The organism is Nocardia sp. NPDC051832 (assembly GCF_040681285.1).
Lineage (GTDB): Bacteria > Actinomycetota > Actinomycetes > Mycobacteriales > Mycobacteriaceae > Nocardia.
In genome coordinates this window covers 769,481-793,585 of sequence record NZ_JBFAYL010000003.1, presented here as the reverse complement: position 1 = coordinate 793,585, position 24,105 = coordinate 769,481, and the positions used below count along the sequence as shown (strand labels likewise).

General features: G+C 69.8%; 11 protein-coding genes (1 of these 11 running past the window's edge). 5 read left to right on the top strand and 6 right to left on the bottom strand.

Going from position 1 to position 24,105, the window contains the following annotated elements; genetic code table 11:
• The first annotated feature begins 170 nt into the window (after positions 1-170).
• Entirely contained in the window at positions 171-2,156 is a 1,986-nt protein-coding gene (locus tag AB0M14_RS21270) for a 5-oxoprolinase/urea amidolyase family protein (RefSeq protein WP_364998991.1), read from the top strand.
• A 6-nt stretch (positions 2,157-2,162) separates the two neighbouring features.
• Here AB0M14_RS21270 and AB0M14_RS21265 read toward each other — a convergent pair whose 3' ends face one another.
• The 3 genes from AB0M14_RS21265 to AB0M14_RS21255 form a co-directional block, all read right to left on the bottom strand.
• Positions 2,163-2,315 carry a hypothetical protein gene (locus tag AB0M14_RS21265; RefSeq protein ID WP_364997486.1) on the bottom strand — a complete coding sequence of 51 codons (153 nt, stop codon included), beginning with the start codon at positions 2,313-2,315 and terminating at the stop codon, positions 2,163-2,165.
• A gap of 70 nt (positions 2,316-2,385) precedes the next feature.
• Entirely contained in the window at positions 2,386-3,537 is a 1,152-nt protein-coding gene (locus tag AB0M14_RS21260) for an epoxide hydrolase (RefSeq protein ID WP_364997484.1), read from the bottom strand.
• Between the two features lie 38 nt (positions 3,538-3,575).
• Positions 3,576-3,992, bottom strand: coding sequence for a RidA family protein (locus AB0M14_RS21255; protein ID WP_364997482.1), 417 nt, complete (start codon positions 3,990-3,992; stop codon positions 3,576-3,578).
• Between the two features lie 30 nt (positions 3,993-4,022).
• On the opposite strand from AB0M14_RS21255, the gene AB0M14_RS21250 reads away from it, so the two are divergent.
• Complete coding sequence (locus AB0M14_RS21250; RefSeq protein WP_364997480.1) at positions 4,023-4,586, top strand: CGNR zinc finger domain-containing protein; 564 nt, start codon at positions 4,023-4,025, stop codon at positions 4,584-4,586.
• Here the strand turns inward: AB0M14_RS21250 and AB0M14_RS21245 are convergent, their stop codons facing one another.
• A complete protein-coding gene (locus AB0M14_RS21245) occupies positions 4,587-5,051 on the bottom strand; it encodes a MarR family transcriptional regulator (protein ID WP_364997478.1) in 465 nt (154 codons plus the stop codon).
• A gap of 109 nt (positions 5,052-5,160) precedes the next feature.
• On the opposite strand from AB0M14_RS21245, the gene AB0M14_RS21240 reads away from it, so the two are divergent.
• A complete protein-coding gene (locus tag AB0M14_RS21240) occupies positions 5,161-6,273 on the top strand; it encodes a GDSL-type esterase/lipase family protein (RefSeq protein ID WP_364997476.1) in 1,113 nt (370 codons plus the stop codon).
• A gap of 1 nt (position 6,274) precedes the next feature.
• On the opposite strand, the gene AB0M14_RS21235 is transcribed toward AB0M14_RS21240, so the two are convergent.
• A complete protein-coding gene (locus tag AB0M14_RS21235) occupies positions 6,275-6,892 on the bottom strand; it encodes a TetR/AcrR family transcriptional regulator C-terminal domain-containing protein (RefSeq protein ID WP_364997474.1) in 618 nt (205 codons plus the stop codon).
• Positions 6,893-6,971: 79 nt separating this feature from the next.
• Here AB0M14_RS21235 and AB0M14_RS21230 point away from each other — a divergent pair, with 79 nt between their 5' ends.
• Together AB0M14_RS21230 and AB0M14_RS21225 are read left to right on the top strand one after the other, a co-directional pair.
• Positions 6,972-7,532, top strand: coding sequence for a peroxiredoxin-like family protein (locus AB0M14_RS21230; RefSeq protein ID WP_364997472.1), 561 nt, complete (start codon positions 6,972-6,974; stop codon positions 7,530-7,532).
• Positions 7,529-8,140, top strand: coding sequence for an ATPase (locus AB0M14_RS21225; protein ID WP_364997470.1), 612 nt, complete (start codon positions 7,529-7,531; stop codon positions 8,138-8,140). Before AB0M14_RS21230 ends, AB0M14_RS21225 begins: the two co-directional genes overlap by 4 nt.
• 55 nt (positions 8,141-8,195) lie before the next feature.
• Here the strand turns inward: AB0M14_RS21225 and AB0M14_RS21220 are convergent, their stop codons facing one another.
• Positions 8,196-24,105 carry the end of a non-ribosomal peptide synthase/polyketide synthase gene (locus AB0M14_RS21220; RefSeq protein ID WP_364997468.1) on the bottom strand. 21,053 nt of this gene lie beyond the right edge of the window, so 15,910 of the gene's 36,963 nt are visible here — the last part of the coding sequence; its start codon lies beyond the right edge, outside the window — the gene reads right to left on this strand; the stop codon is at positions 8,196-8,198.

Sequence of the window (24,105 nt, the reverse complement as noted above, 5' to 3'; positions counted from 1 at the left end):
CAGAATCGGCCACCAGCCGAGACGACCGCAGCAGCGGCAGCGAAATGGCCACCGCCACCATCTCCTACGAGCCCGACAACACCACCGAGATCGCCACCGCCACCAGCTCCCACAGGCCCCTGGCCGAGATGGCCGCGACCAGCTTGTTCGAAAGTGGTTGCGCCACGCAGATGGCATCGACATCGCAGGCCTGCGTGGAGGTGGTCCGGCCGGGCATGCTGACCACGGTGCAGGACTGGCCGGGACGGGTTGGCTACTGGCATATCGGCGTGCCGCCGTCAGGGCCGATGGATGATCTTTCGTTCCGGCTCGGGAACCGGGTGCTCGGAAACCCGGAGGGGGCAAGCGGTTTGGAGTGCACGCTCGGTGGGCCGGCCCTGCGGTTCGCGGAGCCGACGTGGGTTTGTGTGACCGGTGCGCCGGCGGATGTCACGGTGAACGGTGCGCCCGTGGAGCTTTGGCGGACTGTCGAGGTGCCCGCCGGCGGCGTGCTGGACGTCGGCGCGATTCGCGGACCGGGCATGCGGACCTACGTGCTGATCGCCGGTGGCATCCAGCTGCCCGAATACCTGGGCAGCATTGCCACTTTCACTCTCGGGAAGTTCGGCGGCAGCGATGGCGGCGCACTGCGCGCCGGCACACGCCTTCCGCTCGGTGCGCCGACCGAGCGGATCGCCGCGGCGGTGCCGATGGATGACCAGCCGGTGCTGACCAAGCGCTGGGAACTCGCTGTCACCGAGGGCCCGCACGGCGCTCCGGAGTTCTTCACCCGCAACGACGTCGACACCATCACCGGCACCGACTACGAGGTGCACTTCAACTCCGACCGCACCGGTGTCCGATTGATCGGCCCGAAGCCGGAGTGGGCGCGCACCGATGGCGGTGAGGCCGGACTGCATCCGTCGAACATCCACGACAACGCGTATTCCATCGGCGCACTGGATTTCACCGGCGACACCCCGATCCTGCTCGGCCCGGACGGTCCGAGCCTCGGCGGATTCGTTTGCCCGGTCACCGTCGTCGCGGCCGACAAATGGAAACTCGGCCAGCTCGCCCCCGGCGACAAGGTCCGGTTCGTACCGATTCGCAGCGAGAACGCCGCCTCCGTCCGGGAATTGGGCGCGCGCCGCCGGGCCAACCTGCCGCTGGTGCTGTCCGACGGCGGCGACGGCGATAACGGCGTCCTGTGCCGCGCGGCGGTCGACGACGAGATCGGCGTCACCTACCGCCGCCAGGGTGATGACGGCGTGCTGGTCGAATATGGCCGGCTGACACTGGATCTCACCCTGCGGGCCCGCGTGCACGCCCTGTACGAGCATCTCCTCGCGGCGGGCGTCAGGGGCATCGTCGAGCTGGTGCCCGGCGTCCGCTCGCTCCAAGTCCGGGTGGACCCGCACGTCCTGCCGATCCCGCGCCTGCTGGCTTTGCTCGCCGAGACCGAGCAGCACCTCCCCGCCGCGGCGGACCTCGTAGTGCCCAGCCGCACCGTGCATCTCCCGCTGTCCTGGGACGATCCGTCGACCCGCGAGGCGATCACACGCTATATGCACGGCGTCCGCGCGGACGCCCCGTGGTGCCCGTGGAACATCGAATTCATCCGCCGGATGAACGGTTTGGCGACCGTCGAGGATGTCTACCGGACCGTCTTCGACGCCGAATACCTGGTGCTCGGTCTCGGCGACGTGTATCTCGGTGCGCCCGTGGCGACTCCGACCGATCCCCGACACCGTCTCGTCACCACGAAGTACAACCCGGCGCGCACCTGGACGCCGGAGAACGCGGTGGGCATCGGCGGCGCGTATCTCTGCATCTACGGCATGGAGGGCCCCGGCGGCTATCAATTCGTCGGCCGCACTACACAAGTTTGGAACCATGCCTGGCGGCCTGGCCGGAGTGCCGACGAAAACCCCTGGCTGCTCCGCTATTTCGACCGTATTCGCTGGTACCCCGTCGAGGCGGACGAACTTCTCGACATGCGCGCCGATTTCGCGGCGGGAAAGGTCGAGGTGCGGGCCGAGGACGGGAAGTTCCGGCTCGCCGACTACCGGAAATTCCTCACCGACAACGCCGGATCCATCGCCGAGTTCCGTGCGGTCCAGGCCGAAGCCTTCACCGCCGAACGCAACTCCTGGCAGGCGGCGGGCGAACTCGCCTGAATCGCGCTACCAGCCGAAATGTTCCGCGAGGTCGATGGATTGATCGTCCCAGCGCCGTTCGATCTCCTGCCGCTGGTCGGCGGGCAGATCTGGCGACCACCCGCACCGACGCCAGAATTCCTCTCGATGCTCATCGGTCATCCGCATCGGCTCGGTCATGGCGACTACTCCCGCTTGCCACTGTCCTGCCTACCGATTGTCGGACGATCCGGGCGGCGACATGCCGGAGTCAGCGAAGATCCCGGAAGAACTCGCGCACGTCGGCGAGCAGCATCTCCGGCTCCTCCAGGGCGGCGAAGTGACCGCCGCGATCGACGTCGGTCCAGCGGGTGACTGTGCTGTCGCGTTCGGCGAAGCGGCGGATGCCGACGTCGTGGGCGAAGACGATGGCAGCGCTGGGGACGCCCGAATTCTGCTTGGGCGGCCCCCAGGGCTGGCCCTGTGCGTAGCCGACGAAGGCGGCGGAGCCCGCGGTGCCGGTCAGCCAATACAGCATCACGTTGGTGAGCAGGCGATCCCGGTCGATGATCTTGTCCGGGTCCACGTCGCGCGGGTAGGTCCATTCGCGGAATTTGTCCATGATCCAGGCGAGCTGACCGATCGGCGAGTCGACCAGACCGTACGCCAAGGCCTGCGGGCGGGTGGATTGAATGGCGATGTAACCGAATTCCTCGTTCATGAATGCTTCGATGCGGCTGATCCGGTCGCGTTCCAGGTCCGTCAAACTGGCCATTTCGTCGTCGGGCAACGGCAGATCAGGGAACCCCAGGGCTCCGTTGGTGTGCACCCCGATCACCTTGTCCGGCACCACGCGCGCCACCTCGGGACTGACGCCCGCGCCGATGTCACCGCCCTGCACGCCGTACCGCTGATAGCCCAGCCGGTTCATCAACTCGGCCCAGACGGTCGCGATTCTGTCGATAGGCCAGTTCTTTTCGCGGACCGGGCTGGAGAAGCCGAAGCCGGGCAGCGCGGGAATCACCACGTGGAAGGCGTCGGCGGGGTCCCCGCCATGCGCCACCGGATCGGTCAAAGGTCCGATCAGGTCGAGGAATTCGACCACCGATCCGGGCCAGCCATGGGTCAGCAGCAGCGGCACGGCGTTCGGCTCGTGCGAGCGGACGTGCAGGAAATAGATGATCTGCCCGTCGATTTCGGTGGTGAACTGCGGATAGGCATTGATCTTCGCCTCTTCCGACCGCCAGTCGTAGCTAGTACGCCAGTAGTCCACCAGCTCGCGCAGCCAGGTGGTCGGGACGCCGGTGTCCCAGTCATCACCCGGCAGCGGGGCCGGCCAGATTGCGTTGTCGAGCCGATGACGCAGGTCATCGAGCTGCTGCTGCGGAATGTCGATGCGGAACTGCTTGATGTCGTTGCTCATGACTATGAGCCTAGGAACGACTTAGGACGGATCTAATCCTAAGAAACCGGGCTTGACGCGGAAATCGCGGCCACCGCTTCGATTTCGACCAGCGCGCCCGGTACCGCGAGACCGGCGACCTTGGCGACGGTGATCGCGGGCGGGTTCGGCCGACCGCCCCAAACCTCTTGGAAGGCACCGAATCCCGCATAGAGGTCGTGCCCGTCCACCATGAGGATGGTCCATTTCACGACGTCGTCGAGGGACGCCCCCGCCGCGTCCAGACACGCCTGCACGTTCTCCAGCGCCCGCCGCGACTGCGCGCCGATATCCGCGCCGACCACCTGCCCGTGCGCGTCGACGCCGTTCTGACCACCGATATAGAGCAGGTCGGCGCCCGCCGGAACACGTACCGCCTGAGTGAATGCCGGGTTGCTGTGCAGATTTTCCGGGTTGATGTGCGTTGCGATTGTCATGTTCCTACCGTAACCAGTTAAAGTGGTGTCATGCAATCCCGAGCGGAACTTTCCCCCGATCTGCGCCGCCGCTTCCGCAGCGGCCGTCCCGCACTGGACCTGGTCCACACCGGCGGCGAAGGCGAGCTCGCCGTCTGGGAAATCGTGCACACCGTCGCGGATCTGCGGCGCTGGGTCGCGGTCCTGCTCGAACTCGACGAGCTGTCCGCCGAGGAGTCGGACCTGCCCGCGCTGCGCACACTGCGCGCCGGCATCACACACGCCGCCTACGGGCTGGCCACGGGAAATCCCTTACGGCCGGAGGACATCGCGGCAATCAATACGGCCGCCGCCGAACCACCCCTGACCCCCTGCATGCACGCCGACGGCACCGTCGGCTACGCCTCCCCCACCGCACGGGCCGCCCTGTCCACCCTGGCCCGCGACGCCATCGATCTGTTCACCGGCCCCCTGGCCGACCGCATCCGAATCTGCGCCGGCGAGAATTGCGGCTTGCTCTTCGTCGACGCTTCCCGCCCCGGCCGCCGGCGCTGGTGCTCGATGGAACGCTGCGGCAACCTCACCAAGGTCCGTAAGTACCGCGAATCGACCTGATCAGTCGGTCCGGGACGTCGCCTCCGGGTTGACCTCATCGCGGATGACCCGTAGCGCGGAGGTCAGCCCGTCCAACTGCTCCGGGGTGAGCAACCCGGTGAACCACCGCTCGATGGCCTCGATATAGGCGGGCAGGACCGTTGCGACCCGGTCCTCCCCCGCCGCGGTGAGCACCGCGTAGGAGCTACGGCGATCGCCGGGATCCAGTTCGCGCCGCAGCAACCCGGCCCGCTCCAGCCGGTCGACCAACCGGGTGACGCCGCTGGTGGACAGCGAGGTCTGCATCGCCAGGTCCGTCATTCGCAGCCGCTGCTCCGGCGAACGACTCAGGCGCAGCAGCGCATTCAGGTCCAGCCCGGACAGTCCGCTCGCCTTCCATGTCGGCTCCAGCTTCTTGACCAGGCCGTCCTGCGCTTCGAACAGCAATCCCATGGTGGTCAGGCGCGGGTCGTCGAAGAGGTCCATGCCGCCAACCTACCGCACTGATTGCTACGCGGATAGTTGACATGAGGAACATCTCCTTGATAAAACTTGCTCAAGCAATATTCCTCACGTCAACTATTTGGAGGCAGTCATGTCCAGCTGGGTAGCCGGGTTCCGTTCCGCCGTGATCAGCCCCTACGAGCAGATCAAGCTCAACGAATCGCGGTCGTTCGCCGATCAGACGGTGCGGCAGGTGCTGCGCATGGCGGGCGGCGGCACGCAGGTGCGGGTGCGGTTGACCAACCGCTACGGCGTGGCGCCGCTCGTCGTCGGCGCGGCGCGCCTCGCCCTGCGCAAGAACGCGGACGAGATCGTGGCCGAGAGCGATGCGCCGCTGCTGTTCGAGGGTCGCGATCGGCTGGTCATCCCGGCGGGCGCGGAGGCGGTCTCCGATCCGATCGACCTGGCCGTCACCGCGGGCACCGATCTGCTGCTCAGCCTTTATCTCCCGGAATCGACCGGGCTGGCTACTTTTTCGCATGAGCCCGCCGAAATCGCCTATGTGACAAACGGAAACGAGACCGCCGCGGCCAGTCTCACGCTCAGCGAAGAGGTTCCGGCCCGGTTCTTCGTGACCGGCATCGACGTGCGCGCCGAGAGCTCGGTGACCGTCGCGTTCGGCGACTCGTGGTTCGAAGGCGTGGGCACCACGCTCGGCGCGAACCACCGCTCGGTGGACTACTTCAACGAGCGCCTGACCGACGGCTGGGCCGTGAATCAGGGCATCGCCGGAAATCGCCTGCTGAGCACCGAGATCGGCGAATCCGGCCTGGCTCGCTTCGATCGGGACGTCCGCGCGGTTCCCGGCGCCACCCGCGTCCTGGTCAACTTCGGGATCAACGACTTGATCCTCGGCGCTATGGCCGGTCAGCCGCCGGCCACCGCCGCCGAACTCATCGCGGGCTTCACCGAGCTGGCCGAGCGCGCGCACGCGGCCGGACTGGTGATCCACGCCGCCACCATCGGCCCCTACGCCGGGTGCGTCTACCCGGGCATGCCGATCGAGGAGACCTTGCCCACCCGCCGAGCCGTGAACGAATGGCTGCGCGGCACGGACGTTTTCGATGGAGTCTTCGATGTGGCCGCGGCCGTGGCCGATCCCGAACGGCCCGACTTCATCCGGCCCGAGTTCGACTCCGGCGACGGCATGCATCTCAACGACGCGGGCGCCCACGCCATGGCCGCCACCATGCCGGTCGACTGAGCTAACTCTCCGGCAGGGTCAGACCGCGCAGCACGATGTCGAGACCGCCGTGGAACTCCGCCGCGGGCCCGAGCCTGCGAGCCTCGGCGGCGGTCTCGGTGAGATAGGGGAACTCGGCGGCGGCGAGCTCGGCCATCGCCGCGGTGCCGGGACCGGCCAGCGCCGCGTAGTGCTCGTTCTGCAAGAACCCGAGCAGGTAGCCGATCACCGTGCGCTGAGCGAGCACCCGGTCGCGGCCGGTGAAGCCGGCCGCGGCCAGGACCCCGAGCATGGCCTCGATGATGTGCAGTGTGGCCGCGGCGGATTGCCGGTGGCGCATGAGCAGCGGCACCGCCGCCGGATGCGCGGTGACCGCGACGCGCATCCGGTCCAGCAGGGCGCGCAGCTGGTCGCGCCAGTCGCCGGGCGGAACGGACAGGTCGACCCCGCCCAGCACCTGATCCACCACCAGCACCTCGAGCCGATCCCGGTCGGGGACATAGCGATACAGCGCCATGGTCGCGACGTGGAGTTCCTTGGCGACCGCGCGCATGGTCAGGCCGGACAGACCGTCCCGGTCGAGCACCGCGAGCGCGGCGGCGGCCAGATCCGCGGTGGTCAGGGAGCGAGGGCGGGGCATGGGTTGACAGCGTACAAGCTACGCGCATACTGGATCGTAGGCGTACTACGTACACCTACGATCCGTCGAGAGGCCGACCATGCCACTGCCCACCACCGTGTCCGACCGCGTGCTCAGCACCGTCACGGGCGCACAGCTACCCATCCCCGACCCGGATTGCCTGATACACCTGCAATTCCGGCGCTTCGCGGGCTGCCCCGTGTGCAACCTGCATCTGCGCTCGCTGGTCCACCGGCACCAGGAGATCACCGCCGCGAACATCCGCGAGGTGGTCGTCTTCCATTCCAGCGCGGCCGAACTGCGCAAATACACCGGCGACTTCCCGTTCGACTTCATCGCCGACCCGGACCGGGCGCTGTACCGCGAGTTCGGCGTCGAATCCGGGCGGCGCGCCCTGCTCGACCCGCGGGCCTGGCCGACCATCCTGCGCAGCGTCGCGCATACCGTCGTCGCCGTCCTGCGCAAGCGGGAAATCGCGCCGCCGGCCGAACCCGAAGGCGGACGGCTCGGGCTGCCCGCGGACTTCCTGATCGCACCGGGCGGCCGGGTCCTGGCGTCGAAACACGGTGCGCACGCCGACGATCAGTGGTCGGTCGACGAACTCCTGGCCCTGGCCGCGACGAAAGCGGTATCCGCATGATGACCGTCGAACTGTTCGTGTCCGGGACCATGGCCGCGGCCGACCGGCAGGCGCTGGCCGAGCGGCTGCTCCGGAAGCTGACCACCGCGCCCGACGCCCCGGAATCGGTGCTGGCCAAAGCCCGCGAGCTGACCCATGTGCTGGTGCACGCGCCCGGCACCTGGGTCACCGGCGGTCCGGATCCGGCCGCCGCGCCGCGCTACCTGGTCCGGCTCACCGTGCCCGGATCCTGGAGCAACAACAGCGATTTCGGCGGCCACGTCATCCCGCTGATCACCGAGACGATCGCCGAGACCGAGACCGATTCCGGCCGCCTCACCCGCGATCCGCACTGCGTGGTGCAGATCGTCGGCTTGCGCGAACACGGTATCGGCCTGCTGGGCCGCACTACGACCAGCTCCGAGCTCACCAAACTCATGACCGAGGAATTCCGAAGTTCCGGCGAGATCCCGCAAGCCCCGGAAGGTTTCGTGATCGACCCGATCTGCGGCATGACCGTCGAATTGGCCACGACCCAGCTGACTCTCACCCACGAGGGCACCACCTACGGGTTCTGTGCCCCGGTGTGCCGCAAGGTCTTCGCCGAGGAACACGCGATCAGCGCCTGAGCCATGCGCGCAAAAGGCCGCCGCCCGAACGGGCGGCGGCCTTTCGCTGCCGGATCTACTCCGTCACGATGACGGTGACCGCCGCGTCGGCGGCGCCGGTGTCCTCGCCTGGCGCGGCGAACCAGTGGCTGACTTCACCGTCGGCCAGGTCGGCCGCGACGTCCTCGCCCGCCGGGAGCACCGACAGCGCACCCGCCGTGGCGGCGGCAAGGAACTCCCAGAGCGCCGCCTTCCCGGATTCCGCGGTGGTGAAGGTCGTCGACTCGTAGTCGATGCCGTTGTCGTCCCGCAGGCCGACACCCAGGTCGAGCGCCTCGATCTGGGTCAGCACCACGGCGCCCGGCAGGACGAACGCCGGGCTGTCCTCGGCCAGCGGGCGGACCCGATCGGCATAGGAGACCGGGTGGCTCGCGGCCGCGGCCAAGGCCGACTGCACCTGCGCGGCACTCGGCACCAGCCAGTGCACCGGGCCGGGGACCGGTTCCAAGGTGATGCCGAACGCGGCTCCCGCACCGACGATTTCGTCCATCCGGAGACCGCTCGCGAACAGCACCGCGGCGCCGGCCTTCTGCACCGCCCAGACCGCCACGACCGAGTCCACCGACCGCGGCAGCGCGATCGCGACCACGTCACCCGGACCCGCACCGTGCTCGATGAGCACGCGGGCCAGCTGCGAGGAGCGCCGGTCCAGGACGTGGTAGGCGACCTCGTTGCCGTCGTCGAGCAGCGCCGGCGCTTCCGGATCGGCTTCCACGACCTCGGCGAGCACCTTGGCCAGCGTCCGGTTGCCGACCCGGGACGGATCCTGGGCGGGCGCCGTCGCGGCGACCCCGGATTCGGCGAGCAGCTGGGCGCGTTCGGTGTCGTCGAGGATGTCGATGTCACCGATCGAGCCGGCCGGGTCGCCGAGTAGCGATTCCAGCACCCGGACCAGGCGGACCGCGAGGGTCCGTACTTCATCGCTGGTGAAGCGGCTGGTCAGGTACTCGAAGGTGAACTCCATGGTGGATTCTGCGGCTACCTGCAGGGTGAGCGGGTAGTGCGTCGAGCTGTCCACCGCCACGCCGGTGACCGACATGCCGTCGATGGAGCTGGCGGCGGCGATCGCCTCGCGGTCGATCGGGTAGGACTCGAAGACCAGCAGGGTGTCGAATTGCGAACCGGCGCCGGCCATCCGCTGGATGTCGGCCAGGCCGACATAGTGGTGGTCGAGCAGGTCGGCCTGATCGCGCTGCAACGTCCGCAGCTGATCCTCGACGGTGCCGCGATCATCGATGCGCACCCGGACCGGGAGCGTGTTGATGAACAGGCCGACCATCGATTCGACGCCCGAGAGTTCGGCCGGGCGGCCCGAGACGGTCGCGCCGAACACCACGTCCGAACGACCCGTGAGCCGGCCCAGGGTGATGCCCCACGCGGCCTGCACCAGGGTGTTCACCGTGATGCCGAGTTCGGCGCAGTGCTTGGTCAACCGGCGGGTGCGGTCGGCGTCGAAATCGACGACCACTTGGCCGCTGTCGTAGGTCTCGGCCGTACGCGGCTGCGGCGCGAGCTCGGTCGGCTCGGTGAGACCGTCGAAGGCCGCCACCCAGGTGCGCAGCGAATCGTCGATGTCGCGGGTGCCGAGCCACTCCAGGAAGGAACGGTAGGGCGCCACCGCCGGCAGCATGGACAGCTCGCCATGCACCGCGTACAGCACCAGCAGGTCCTGCATGAGCAGCGGCATGGACCAGCCGTCGAGCAGCACGTGATGGGTGGTGATGGCCAGGTGCCACTGCTGCGCGTCCGAGCGGACCAGGGTGAACCGGACCAGCGGCGGGGCCGCCATGTCGAAGCGGTTCGCCCGGTCGGCCTCGAGCAGGCGGTCCAGTTCGGCGGTCCGCTCGGACTCCGGCACGTCGGTGAGATCGATTTCCTGCCACGGCAGTTCGACGCCGTCGACGGCGATCTGCACGGCCTGACCCGCGGAATCGGTGACGAACGCGGTGCGCAGGTTCGGGTAGCGATCCAGCAGCGCCTGCGCGGCGCCGCGCAACCGGTGCACGTCCAGTTCGCCGCCCAGATCGACGACGGCCTGGATGGTGTAGATGTCCACCGTCGCGGTGCTCATCAGCGCGTGGAACAGCAGACCGGACTGTAGCGGGGTCACCGGCCACACCTCGGTCAGCTCCGGGTAGGCGCGTTCCCACAGGTCGATGTCGGTCTGACCGACGCGGACCAGCGGCATATCCGATGGCGTGCGGCCGCCGGCGTCCGGGCGCTGCGCGTGCTCGGCCACCGCGGTGAGCGCCCGCACCCACAGATCCGCCAGCTCCCGCACCCGATCGCGAGTGAGCACACCCGACGGGTAGGCGAAGGTGGCGCGCAGTTCACCGGCCACGATCATCGCCTCGATGTCGAGGCTGCGCGGCGCGGGCATCGCCGGATCCAGCTGAGTGCTGATCTCGGTGGCCGGCGTGCCCAGATAGTGGAAGCCGATCTGGGCCGAGACGTCCACCGGCCCGGCCAGCAGCTGTTCCTTGATCGACTTGACGACCGTGCCGGTGGTCGCGCCGCCGGTGAAGGCCGCCTCGGCGTCGGTCAGTTCCAGCCGGAACGTGCCGGGACGGGTGAACCAGCCGACGGTGTGCGCGAGATCCGCGCCCGCGACGGCCGCGCGGCCGTCGCGGTCGAGCTCGATCAGCAGGTCCGGGCTGCCCCAGCGGACCAGCGCCATGGCCAGCGCGGCCAGCAGTCCGTCGGTCTCGGTGCCGCGGTAGCGGGCCGCGATCCCGGCGCCGGCCGCCGCGGTGACCTCGGCGGGCAGGGTGACCTGGATCCGCTCGACCGTCGCGGCGGTGTCCAGCGCCGGATCCAGCGCCCGGTCCCCGATCGGCGCCGAAAGCCGCTGCGGCGCCGCCGTTTCCGCGGTCTCGGCGATGCTGGTCGCCCAGCGGCGCAGCGAGGTTCCGGTGGCCGGCAGCGACAGCGTCGCGTCCACGCCGAGCTGTTCGGCAGCCAGCGTCAGGTCCGCGCCCAGCACCTGCCAGGACGGGCCGTCGACCACGAAACGGTGTGCCACGACCAGCAATTCGTCGTCGCGGTGGTCCGCGAAGGTGAACAGCACGAACTGCGCCATGACGCCGTTCGCCGGGTCCAGGCGACCGGCCGCGGCCGCGCGCTCGGCGGCCACCAGTTCGGCGAGGTTCGCGCCCTTCTCGACGCGGGCCTCGTGCACCAGCGGCTCGACATCCACCGCGCCGGGCTCGAGGGCCTCGAACAGCCAGCCCGCGCCCGCCGGACGCAGGCGCGTGCGCAGCGCGTCGTGCCGGTCGACGATCGCGGTGAGCGCTTCCAGCAGCGTGTCCCAGTCCAGCGCGGCGGGCAGCGGCAGCAGCGCCGACTGCGCGAAGTGCTGGTAGGCGACGCCGTCGGCGAGCTGTGCGGCCAAGGCGGGCGGCAGCGGGATCTCGCCCACGCCGCCACCCGGCAGCTCGACCAGACGCGACAGGTCGGGGTCGTCCACCAGCGTGGCGACCGCGGCCAGCGCGGCGACACTGCGCTGGGCGAACACGTCGCGGACACTGAACGCGACGCCGAGCGCCTTGGCCCGCGACACCAGCTGGATCGACAGGATGCTGTTACCGCCGAGCCCGAAGAAGTCGTCGTCCGCGCCGATCTGCTCGATCGCGAGCACGTCGGCGAAGACGCCCGCGATGATCTGCTCCAGCGGGGTCTCCGGGGCCCGGAACGCGGTCTTCTCGAAAGTCGGCTCCGGCAAGGCATTCCGGTCCAGCTTGCCGTTCGCGTTGAGCGGCAGCGCGTCCAGGAACACGAAGGCCGCGGGCACCATGTAGGACGGCAGCGCCGAGCTCAGCGCCGACTTCACCTGCGCGAGCACCGCACTCGGCTCGAGCTCGGACGCGGCGGGCACCAGGTAGGCGACCAGCCGATCCCCCAGGTTCGGATCGGTGTGCGCGAGGACCGCGGTCTGCGCGATCTGCGGCAGCGCCAGCAGCGCGGCCTCGATCTCGCCGAGTTCGATCCGGAAACCGCGGATCTTCACCTGGAAGTCCGTGCGGCCCCGGTAATCCAGCTCGCCGCCGGCGTTCCAGGCCACCAGGTCGCCGGTGCGGTACATGCGCTCGCCGGTCCCGAACGGGTTGGCCACGAAACGTTCCGCGGTCAGGTCCGGGCGGCCGAAGTAGGCGCGCGCCAGCTGCGCACCGGCGAGGTAGAGCTCACCGGAGACACCGACCGGCACCGGACGCAGACGCGCGTCCAGCACGTACACCTGGCTGTTCCACTCCGGCGCGCCGATGGAGACCGAGCCCTCGTCGGCGTCGGTCACCAGATGACTGGTGATCGAGACGGCGGCCTCGGTCGGGCCGTACAGGTTGAACAGCGACGCGGCGTGCCCCGGCTGCGACGGGTTGCCGCGGCGGAACTTCTGCGCGGTCGCCGCGGGCAGCGCCTCACCGATCGCGAGCACCCGGCGCAGCGAATCCGGCAGCCGCCCTTCGCTTTCGGTGAGCAGCGCGTCCAGCATGGACGGCACCACGTGCAGGGTGGTGACACCGGTGGACCGCATCAACTCGTTCAGGTATGCCGGATCCCGGTGCCCGTCCGCGCTCGCGATGACCAGGCGGCCACCGCTGACCGCCGCCGACCAGAACTCCCACACCGACAGGTCGAAGGTCGCGGCGGTCTTGAGCAGCACCGCGTCCTCACTGCCGAGCCCGAATTCGGCGGTCTTCCACAACAACTGGTTGGCGATCGCACCGTGCGGCACGGCGACGCCCTTGGGCTGACCGGTCGAACCGGACGTGAAGATCACGTACGCGGTGTTCGCCGCGGTCAAGGCCCGGACCCGCTCGTCCGCGGTCACCGGGGCGGCCGAGTATCCGGACAGCTCCAGCTCGTCGATCCGCACCGATTCCGTTGCGGCGGTGTCGAATCCGTCGCGGCCGGTGGTCAGCACGCACACCGGCGCGGCGGTACCGAGGATGTAGTCGACCCGATCCGCGGGCTGATCCGGATCGATCGGCACGTAGGCCGCACCGGCCTTGGCGACCGCGTACATGGCGATCACCAGGTCGGCGGAGCGGCGGATGGCCAGGGCTACCCGGTCCTCCGCGCCGACCCCACGTTCGATGAGGTAGCGCGCCAGACGATTCACCCGTGCGTCGAGGTCGGCGTACGACAGCATCGCGAAGCGCTGATCGGGCGCCGGCTGGGCCTGCTCGGTCGCGGTGACCAGGGCGATCGTGCCGGGCGCGGCCGCCGCGACGGTCGCGTCGAGCAGCGATACCAGGGTCGCGGCGGTGTCCACCGCGTGCGCGGTGTCGTTCCACGACCGCAGGATGCGGGTGGACTCGTCCGTGGCGAGCAGGTCGATCTCGCCCACCGGCGTCGTGACGTCGGCGAGCACCGCGTCCAGCACCCGGACGAACCGGTCCGCGAAGCTCTGCACGGTGGCCTCGTCGAACAGGTCGATGGCGTAACCGAATTCGGTGATCACCTCGGCCGGCGTGCCGTCCTCGGCGTACCGGTCGTAGAGGGTGACGTGCAGGTCGGTCTTGGCCAGCTGCGAATCGAAGTTGACCGCGCTCACCGTCAGGCCGGGCAGCGTCAACTCGGTCTCGGCGAGGTTCTGGAACGACAGACCCACCTGGAACAGCGGATTGCGCGCGGTGGAGCGCTCCGGGTTGAGCACCTCGACCAGCCGCTCGAACGGCACGTCGGCGTTGGCGAAGGCCTCCAGGTCGCGTTCCCGGACCTCGGCGAGCAGCTCGGCAAATGTCGCTGTCGGGCGCACCTGGGTGCGGAACACCAGGGTGTTGACGAACATGCCGATCAGATCGTCGAGTTCTCTTTCGCCACGACCCGCGATGGGGGTGCCGACGGCGATGTCGTCGGTGCCGGACAGCCGCGAGAGCAGCACCGCGAGCGCGGCGTGCACCACCATGAACAGCGACGCCTGGTTGGCGCGCGCCAGTTCGTGCAGGCGGGCGTGCTGCTGCGGGGACAACTCGAAGCGAATCGCCTTGCCCTGGAACGACTGCGCGGGCGGCCGCGGCCGGTCGGCGGGCAGCTCCAGCTGATCGGGCAGGCCCGCGAGGGTCTGCTGCCAATAGGAGACCTGCTGGGCGGCAAGCGATTCCGAATCCTCCTCGGAACCCAGCACCGCGCGCTGCCACAGCGCGTAGTCGGCGTACTGCACCGGCAGCGGCTGCCACAGGGGCGCCTCGCCGGTGGCGCGGGCGGCGTAGGCGGCCATCAGGTCGCGCGCCAGCGGGCCCATCGAGGCGCCGTCGGCGGCGACGTGGTGCACCACGAACGCGACCACGTGCTCGGTGTCGGTGATCCGGTAGAGCGCCACGTCCAGCGGCACCTGAGCGGTGACGTCGAAGGTGGTGAGCGCGAAGCGGATCACGGTGCCGACCAGGTCGGCCTCGTCGACGGGCACGGCCACCAGCTCGGGCGCGGCGGCCACCGGCAGGATGACCTGCTGCGGTCCGTCGGCCGAGTTCGGGTAGGTGGTGCGCAGCACCTCGTGCCGGGCCAGCACGTCGGCGATGGCCTGGGAGAGCGCGGGGATGTCCAGCGCACCCGACAGGCGCACGGCCAGCGGAATGTTGTCGACCGCCGAGGCGGCGGTGTCGAACTGGTTCAGGAACCAGTACCGCTGCTGCGCCGGGGACAGCGGGACCCGGTCCGGGCGCGGCTGCGCGATCAGGCGCGGCCGGGCCCGGCCGGAACCGGCGTTGCGCTCGACCTGCACGGCCAGGGCATGCACCGAGGAGGCTTCGAACAGGTCGCGGACCGCGAGGTGGGTGTCCAGAGCCGCGCCGAGACGGGCGGTGACCTGGGTGGCCAGCAGCGAGTTGCCGCCGAGTTCGAAGAAGTCGTCGTCGGCGCCGACCCGGGTCAGACCGAGCACGTCCTCGAAGACGCCCGCCACGATCTCCTCGATCGGGGTGGACGGCGCGCGGAACACCTTGGCCTCGAACACGGGCGCGGGCAACGCTTTACGATCCAGCTTGCCGGAGGCGTTGAGCGGGAACTCGTCGAGCACGACGAACGCCGCCGGGACCATGTAGGCCGGGAGCTCGCCGCCGAGTTCGGCGCGCACGGCTTCGGTGTCGATCGAATGATCGGCTGCCGCGATGACATAGGCGACGAGCTGGTCGCCGAGGCGATCATCCGAACGCACCAGCACCACAGCCTGAGCAATGGAAGCCAGACCCGTCAGCGCGGCTTCGATCTCACCGAGCTCGATCCGCAGACCACGCAACTTCACCTGGAAGTCGGTGCGGCCCAAGTACTCCAGCTCACCATGAGCGGTCCAGGTGACAAGGTCACCGGTGCGGTACATCCGCTCGCCACCGGAACCGAACGGATTCGCGACGAACCGGTCGGCGCTCAGATCCGGACGCGCTACGTACCCGCGGGCCAGCTGAGTACCCGCGAGGTACAGCTCACCCGCGACACCTACCGGAACCGGATTCAGACGCGAATCCAGCACGTACACCTGAGTGTTGAACACCGGTGCACCGATCGGCACCGAGGCGAGATCAGCGTCGGACACCTCGTGGAAGGTGACATCGACAGCGGCCTCGGTCGGGCCGTACAGGTTGTGCAGGCGGGCGCCGGTCAGCTCGCGCAGGCGCTGCGCGGTGACCGCCGGCAGCGCTTCACCGGAGGCGAAGACATTGCGCAGCGTGCGGCAGGACGCGGCCGCCTCCTCGGCGACGAACACCGACAGCATCGACGGCACGAAGTGCGCGGTCGTGACGTGCTGTTCGGTGATGACCCGCGCCAGGTAGGCGGGATCGCGGTGCCCCTCCGGCTTGGCGACGACCAGCCGCGCGCCGATCTGCAAGGGCCAGAAGAACTCCCACACCGACACGTCGAAGGTGGCCGGGGTCTTCTGCAACACCACGTCTTCACCATCGAGGTGGTAGGCGCGCTGCATCCACACCAGGCGGTTCACGATCGCGGCGTGCGACACCGCCACACCCTTCGGGCGACCCGTCGAACCGGACGTGAAGATCACATACGCGGTGTTCGACGGACGCAGCGCCGCACGGAGTTCGGTGTCCGCGACGGATTCCGCCGAGTAGGCCGAGTAGTCCACGGCGGCATCGGATTCCGCAGCGGTGGCGGGCGCGTCGGTGGCGGGCAGGTCGATCCGGACGACCGGAACCGAGCCCGCGTCGACATCGTCGCGGGCTGTCGTGAGCACACACACCGGTGCCGCGGTGTCGAGCACATACCGCGTGCGATCAGCCGGGTGATCCGGATCCAACGGCACATACGCGCCACCAGCCACGGCGACCGCGTACATGCCGACCACCAGCTCCAGCGAGCGGCGCATACCCAGCGCGACCATCGAATCCGGGCCCACACCGAGTGAGATCAAATGGCGGGCAAGCTGATTCACCCGGCCACTGAACTCGGCATAGGACAGACTCGTCCCCTCGAAGCTCAGGGCGATCGCATCGGGGGTCTTGGCGGCCTGCGCCTGGAACATCGACACCAGCGTCGCGGTCGCGTCGACCTCGAAAGCGGTGTCGTTCCAGCCGTCGACGACCTGCGCGCGTTCGGCGGCGTCGAGCAGATCGACCGCACCCAGCGGCACGGACGGGTTGTCGACCACCGCACTGAGCAGCCGCACCAGGCGCTCCGCGAACCCGGCGACGGTGGTTCCGTCGAACAGGTCGGTGGCGTAGGCGAATTCGGCGCTCATGCCGTCGGCTGTCCCGTCCGCCCCGAGGCGGTCGGTCAGGTTCAGGTGCAGGTCGAACTTGGCGGTCACCACGTCCAGCGGCACGCCGGCGACCTCGAGACCGGGCAGCTCGAACGCGGCCGCGCCGGTGTTCTGGAACGACAGCATGACCTGGACCAGCGGGTGGCGGGCCTGGGAGCGCGCCGGGTTCAGGATCTCGACGAGCCGCTCGAACGGCAGGTCGGCGTGCCCGAACGCGGCGAGGTCGGTGTCCTTGGTGTGCGCGAGCAGATCGGCGAACGACTGCGCCGGGTGCACCGCGCTGCGCAGCACCAGGGTGTTGACGAACATGCCGATGGCGTCGTCCAGTACCGCTTCACCACGGCCCGCGACCGCGGTGCCGATGGCGATGTCGTCGCCGTTGGACAGCCGCGCCAGCAGCGCCGCGAAAGCCGCGTGCACCACCATGAACAAGCTCGCGCCGTGCGCGCGGGCCAGGCTGTCCAGGTCGCGCACCAGCTGGGCGTCGAGCGCGAACTCGTGCACGCCGCCGTGGTTGGTGGCGACGGCCGGACGCGAACGATCCGACGGCAGATCCAGCTGGTCCGGCAGACCGGCGAGGGTCTCGGTCCAGTAGGACACCTGCTGCGCGATCAGCGACTGCGCATCGTCCTCGGAGCCGAGGGTTTCCCGCTGCCACAGCGCGAAGTCGGCGTACTGCACCGGCAGCGGCGCCCAGCCCGGCGCCTCGCCGCGGGAGCGGGCCGCGTAGGCCATCATCACGTCCCGGGCCAGCGGACGCACCGACCAGCCGTCGCCGGAGATGTGGTGCACCACGAAGACCAGCACGTGCGTGTCCGTGCCGTCGACCCGGAACAGCTCGGCGTGCACCGGAACTTCGGCGGTGACGTCGAAGCCGGTCAGCACCAGGTCGCTGACGCGCTGCGGAATCTCGTTCTCCGGCACCGGGATCGGGGTCAGATCCGGCAGATTGTGCCCGGCGGGCAGGATCACCTGCACGCCGTGACCGTCCGCCGTCTCCGGGTAGACGGTGCGCAGCACCTCGTGCCGGGCCACCACGTCGGCGACCGCCTGCCGCAGCGCGGGGATGTCCAGGTCACCGGTGAGGCGGACCGCGAGCGGGATGTTGTTGACGGCCGAGTCGGCGTCGAACCGGTTCAGGAACCACATGCGCTGCTGCGCGAGCGAGAGCGGAATGGTGTCCGGGCGCGGTCCGGCGACCAGCGCGGCGCGCGCGCCGGTACCGGCGTGCGCTTCCATCCGGGCGGCCAGCGCGCCCACGTTCGGCGCCTCGAACAGCAGGCGGACCGGCACCCGGGTGTCCAGGGCCGCGCCGAGGCGGGCCACCACCTGGGTGGCGATCAGCGAGTTGCCGCCGAGATCGAAGAAGTCGTCGTCCAAGCCGACCGTATGCGGTTCCAGGCCGAGGACTTCGGCGAAGGTGTTCGCCACGATCTCTTCGATCGGAGTGGACGGCGCCCGGAATTCCCTGGCCTCGAAGGCGGGTTCGGGCAGCGCCTTGCGATCGAGCTTGCCGTTCGCGTTGAGCGGCATCTCCTCGAGCACCACGAGGGCGGCCGGGACCATGTAGGACGGCAGCCGCGCGGCCAGATGGGCGCGCAGGGCGGGCACGTCCACGGACGCGCCGTCGGCGGGCACGACATAACCGACCAGCTGATCGCCGGTGCGATCGTCGGAGCGCACCAGCGCCACCGACCGCGCGACGGATTCGTGTGCGGTGAGCGCGGTTTCGATCTCCCCGAGCTCGATGCGCAGACCGCGCAGCTTCACCTGGAAGTCGGTACGGCCCAGGTAGACGATGCCGCCATCCTTACCGCGGGTGACCAGGTCACCGGTGCGGTACATCCGGGCGCCGGACCCGAACGGGTTGGCCACGAAGCGATCCGCGGTCAGGTCGACCCGGCCGAAGTAGCCGCGCGCCAGCTGCTCGCCCGCGAGGTAGAGCTCGCCCGCGACACCGGCCGGAACCGGGTGCAGACGCGAATCCAGCACATACGCCTGGGCATTCCAGACCGGCAGGCCGATCGGGACCGCGCCGCTGATGTCGGCGGCGACGGGACCGTGCGTGGCGTGCACGGTGAATTCCGTAGGGCCGTACAGGTTGTAGAGCTCCGCCGAGCTGACCCGGCGGATGGCGTGCACCGCGTCGGCGGTGAAAGCCTCACCCGCGATGAGCAGGGCTCGCAGCGAGCCGAGGTCGCTGTCGCCGACAGCTCCGGCGAAGACGGTCAGCATCGACGGCACGAACGAGGTCATCGTGACCTGCTCGGCGGCAATGACATCCGCCAGGTACTGCGGGTCACGGTGCCCGTCCGGCGTCGCGACGACCATGCGGCCGCCGGTGGACAGCGGCCCGAACAACTCCCACACCGACACATCGAACGTGGCCGGCGTCTTGAACAACACCACATCATCGGCGCCGATGCCGTATTCGCCGGTGATCCAGCGGATCTGGTTCACCACCGCCGCGTGCGGCACCGCCACACCCTTCGGGCGACCGGTCGAACCCGAGGTGAAGATGACATAGGCCGGGTGCTGCGGGCGCAGCGGGGCCAGCCGCTCGGCGTCGGTGACCGGGGCGTCGGAGAACTCCGACAGGTCCAGGTCATCGATGGACAGCGCACTTTCGAACCCGTCGCGCGAGGTGGTCAGCACACACACCGGCGCGGCCGACTCCAGCACGTAGGCGACCCGCTCGGCGGGCTGATCGAGGTCCAGCGGCACGTAGCCGCCACCGGCCTCGTGTACCGCGTACGCGGCGACCACCAGGTCGACGGAGCGCCGCAGACCCAGGGCGACCAGGGCTTCCGGGCCGACACCGTCGGCGATCAGGCGGCGGGCGAGGCGGCGTACCCGCGCGGCGAACTCCGCGTAGGTCAGCGCGGTACCGGTCGCCGGGTCGACGATCGCGACCGCGTCCGGGGTCGCCGCGGCCTGGGCCGCGAACTCGCCGACCAGCGTCAGGCCGCCCTCGTCACTGCGCCGCAGACCGGGCGCCGTGTAGGAGGTCTCGCCGCTGACCCGCGGGAAGAGGTTGTGCGCGGTGTCGTTCCAGCCGCGCAGCTCGCGCTCGGCTTCCCGCGCGTCGAGCAGGTCGATATCGCCGACAGCCCGATCCGGTTCGGCCGCGACGGCGGCCAGCAACTGGTTGAACCGGCGGCCGAAGGCGACCATCGTCTCCGGATCGAAAAGATCCGTCGCGTAGATCAATTCGGCGGCGATGCCGGACTCCGGCTGCTCGGTCATGACCAGTTGCAGATCGAACTTCGCCGTGTCGATCGGCATCTCGACGCCGCTGGCGGTCAGGCCCGGCAGTTCCAGCGAGGTCTGACCGGTGTTCTGGAACGCCAGCATGACCTGGAACAGCGGGCTGCGCGCCTGCGAACGCGCCGGGTTCAGGATTTCGACGAGCCGTTCGAACGGCAGGTCGGCGTGCCCGAACGCCGCGATGTCGGTGGCGCGCACCGTGCGCAGCAGGTCGGTGAAGCTGGCGTCGCCGTCGATCGGGGTCCGCAGCACCAGGGTGTTGACGAACATGCCGATCAAGTCGTCGAGCGCGCGCTCGCCACGACCCGCGACCGGGGTGCCGATCGCGATGTCCGGTTCACCGGACAGCCGGGACAGCAGCACGGCCAGCGCGGTGTGCGCGACCATGAACAGCGTCGTGCCCCGGGTCCGCGCCAATTCCACCAGCTCGGCGTGGGTTCCGGGCGCGATCTCGAAGGCGTGGGTCGCGCCGCGGCCCGACGCCACGGCCGGACGCGGGCGGTCGGCGGGCAGGTCGAGCTGCTCGGGCAGCCCGCGCAACGCCTGCTTCCAGTACGAAACCTGGTCGGAGATCACCGATTCCGGGTCGTCCTCGGCGCCGAGCACCGCACGCTGCCACAGCGCGTAGTCCGCGTACTGCACCTCCAGCGGACGCCAAGCCGGTTCGCCGCCCTCGACGCGCGCGCCGTAGGCGATCATCACGTCCCGGGTGAGCGGGCCCATGGAGAAGCCGTCGGCCGAGATGTGGTGCACCACCAGGGCGAGCACATGTTCGGTCGGGCTCACCTCGAACAGGCGGGCCCGGAACGGCACCTCGGCGGTCACGTCGAACGCGGTCCGCACGAACTCCGAAAGCCGCAGCGGCAGTTCGGCTTCGGTCACCTCGACCGGAGCGAGATCCGGGATGACCTGGCCGGTCGGCACCGTCTGCTGGTGCGCCGCGCCTTCTACCTCGGGGTAGTAGGTGCGCAGCGACTCGTGGCGGGCCAGCACGTCGGCGACCGCGATCTGCAACGCCTGCCGGTCCAGCAGGCCGGACAGCCGGACCGCGGCCGGGATGTTGTCGACCGTGGACTCGGGGTCGAAGCGGTTCAGGAACCACATCCGCTGCTGCGCCAGCGACAGCGGCACCCGCTGCGGGCGCGGCTGCGGGGTCAGCGCGGCGCGAGCGCCGCCACCGGCCCGCGACTCCACGCGGGCCGCCAGCGCGGCCACCGTGGACGCCTCGAACAGTTCCCGGACACCGAGATCGGTGTCCAGGGCCGCGGCCAGGCGGGCCGCGACCTGGGTGGCCGAGAGCGAGTTGCCGCCGAGGGCGAAGAAGTCGTCGTCCAGGCCGACCCGCTCCACGCCCAGCACCTGCGCGTAGGTGTCGGCGACGATCTCCTCGACCGGCGTGGTCGGCGCGCGGAACACCGCGGCCTCGAACACCGGCGCGGGCAGCGCCTTGCGATCCAGCTTGCCGGAGGCGTTGAGCGGGAACTCCGCGAGCACGATGACCAGCGCGGGCACCATGTAGGCGGGCAGCTGCCGGCCCAGGTCCTCCCGCACCAGGTCGGTGTCGACCGGCAGGCCCGGCGCGGCAACGACATAGGCGACCAGCTGATCGCCGAGACGCTGATCGCTCCGGACCACCACGACCGACTGGGCGATCTCGTCCAGCGCCGTGAGGGCGGACTCGATCTCGCCGAGCTCGATGCGCAGACCGCGCAGCTTCACCTGGAAGTCGGTGCGGCCCAGGTATTCCAGCTCCCCGTCGGCCGTCCAGGCCACGAGGTCACCGGTGCGGTACATCCGGGCGCCGCCGGCGCCGAACGGGTTGGCGACGAACCGGTCCGCAGACAGGTCGGGACGCGCCACATAGCCGCGCGCCAGCTGGTCGCCCGCGAGGTAGAGCTCACCCGCGACACCCACCGGAGCGGGCCGCAGCCGCGAATCCAGCACGTAGACCTGGGTGTTGAACACGGGGGCGCCGATCGGCACCGTGTCGGTGTCGGCGGCGGTCACCTCGTGGTAGGTGACGTCGACGGCCGCTTCGGTGGGGCCGTAGAGGTTGTGCAGCGCCGCGCCCGTGAGCTCACGCAAACGATGCGCGGGCTTGGGCGGCAGCGCTTCACCGGAAGCGAAGACCATGCGCAGCGAATCAGCCTGCGCCGCGGCGCCGTCCGCGACGAAGACCGCGAGCATGGACGGCACGAAGTGGGTGACCGTCACGCGCTCGGTGGCGATGATCTCGGCCAGGTAGGCCGGATCGCGGTGCCCGTCCGGCTTGGCGATCACCAGGCGCGCGCCGATCTGCAAGGCCCAGAAGAACTCCCACACCGACACGTCGAAGGTGGCGGGCGTCTTCTGCAGGATCGCGTCGGCGGCGGTGAGCCCGTATTCGGCCTGCATCCAGACCAGGCGGTTCACGATCGCGGCGTGCGAGACCGCGACACCCTTGGGCTTACCGGTGGAACCGGAGGTGAAGATGACATACGCGGTGTTGTCCGGGTGCAGCGCGGTCCGGCGCTCCGCGGCGGCGATCGGCGTGTCCGAGTAGCCCGACAGATCCAGCAGATCGATGCGCACCTGCGCGGTATCGATCTCCAGATCGCTGCCCGAGGTCAGCACACACACCGGATCGGCGGTCGCCAGAATGTATTCGGTGCGCTCGGCCGGATGATCCGGATCCAGCGGCACATAGGCGCCGCCGGCCAGCACGACGGCGTACATGCCGACCACCAGGTCGATCGAGCGCCGCATGCCCAGGGCGACAGCGGTTTCCGGGCCGACGCCGCGATCGATGAGCCAGCGCGCCAGCGGGTGCACCCGGCGCGCGAACTCGGCGTAGGTCAGCGTGGTCCCCTCGAATGTGAGGGCGGTCGCGTCCGGGGTGCGCGCCAGCTGCGCCTCGAACATCGAGACCAGCGTGGCGGCGGCGTCGACCTGGTGCGCGGTGTCGTTCCAGCCGGACAGCACGAGCTCGCGCTCGGCGGCGTCGACCAGTTCGATATCGCCCACGGCCGCGGCGGGTTCGGCGATGATCGCGGTCAGGACGCGGATCAGGCGATCCGCGACCCGGCGCACCGTCTGCTCGTCGAACAGGTCCCGCAGGTAGCCCGCGCGGATCCGCAGTCGCGAATCCAGCTGGGCGATCAGGGTCAGCGGGTAGTGCGTGGCGTCGGCCGCGTCCAGGCCGGTGACCGCCATGCCGTCGATATCGGCGGCCTGGGCCTGGATGCCCTCGGCGTCGACCGGATAGGACTCGAACACCACGAGGGTGTCGAAGAGCCCGCCGACACCCGCGGCCGACTGGATGTCGGCCAGGCCCACGTAGTGGTGGTCGAGCAGATCGGCCTGCTCGCCCTGCACCCGAGTCAGCAACTGCCGCACCGGTTCCGACGCGTCGAAACGCACCCGCACCGGGACCGTGTTGATGAACAGGCCCACCATGTTCTCGACGCCCGCGAGCTGGGCCGGGCGGCCGGAGACGGTGGTGCCGAACAGCACGTCGTCGCGTCCGGTCAGGCGGCCGACGAGGATGCCCCACGCCACCTGCAACACCGTGTTGGCGGTGACGCCGAGCGTGGCCGCCAGTTCGGTGAGCCGCGCGGTCCGCGCCTCGTCCAGGTCGAAGAAGTACTCGCCGGACAGCGCGGTGATCTCGCGACCGGCGTCGGGGCGCGAGAGCAGCGTCGGCTCGCCGACGCCGCGCAGCGCTTCGGCCCATGCGGCCACGGAGGCCGAATGATCCTGCTGCGCGGTCCATTCCAGGAAGTTCCGGTAGGAACGCACGGCCGGGAGCGCGCTGGCATCGGCGTGCAAGGCGTAGAGCCCCAGCAGATCTCGCATGAGCAGCGGCATGGACCAGCCGTCGAGCAGGATGTGATGGTTGGACACCACGAACTGCCAGCTGTGCGCCCCGGTCTGGATCAGCGTGAAGCGGATCAGCGGCGGCGCGGTC

What these genes read in the sequence shown, in the direction of transcription:
- AB0M14_RS21230 (WP_364997472.1), top strand. Translation starts at nt 6,972, where the DNA reads ATGCCACTGCCCACCACCGTGTCCGACCGCGTGCTCAGCACCGTCACG.
- AB0M14_RS21225 (WP_364997470.1), top strand. Translation starts at nt 7,529, where the DNA reads ATGATGACCGTCGAACTGTTCGTGTCCGGGACCATGGCCGCGGCCGAC.
- AB0M14_RS21250 (WP_364997480.1), top strand. Translation starts at nt 4,023, where the DNA reads ATGCAATCCCGAGCGGAACTTTCCCCCGATCTGCGCCGCCGCTTCCGC.
- AB0M14_RS21265 (WP_364997486.1), bottom strand. Translation starts at nt 2,315, where the DNA reads ATGACCGAGCCGATGCGGATGACCGATGAGCATCGAGAGGAATTCTGG.
- AB0M14_RS21235 (WP_364997474.1), bottom strand. Translation starts at nt 6,892, where the DNA reads ATGCCCCGCCCTCGCTCCCTGACCACCGCGGATCTGGCCGCCGCCGCG.
- AB0M14_RS21240 (WP_364997476.1), top strand. Translation starts at nt 5,161, where the DNA reads ATGTCCAGCTGGGTAGCCGGGTTCCGTTCCGCCGTGATCAGCCCCTAC.
- AB0M14_RS21245 (WP_364997478.1), bottom strand. Translation starts at nt 5,051, where the DNA reads ATGGACCTCTTCGACGACCCGCGCCTGACCACCATGGGATTGCTGTTC.
- AB0M14_RS21270 (WP_364998991.1), top strand. Translation starts at nt 171, where the DNA reads ATGGCATCGACATCGCAGGCCTGCGTGGAGGTGGTCCGGCCGGGCATG.
- AB0M14_RS21260 (WP_364997484.1), bottom strand. Translation starts at nt 3,537, where the DNA reads ATGAGCAACGACATCAAGCAGTTCCGCATCGACATTCCGCAGCAGCAG.
- AB0M14_RS21255 (WP_364997482.1), bottom strand. Translation starts at nt 3,992, where the DNA reads ATGACAATCGCAACGCACATCAACCCGGAAAATCTGCACAGCAACCCG.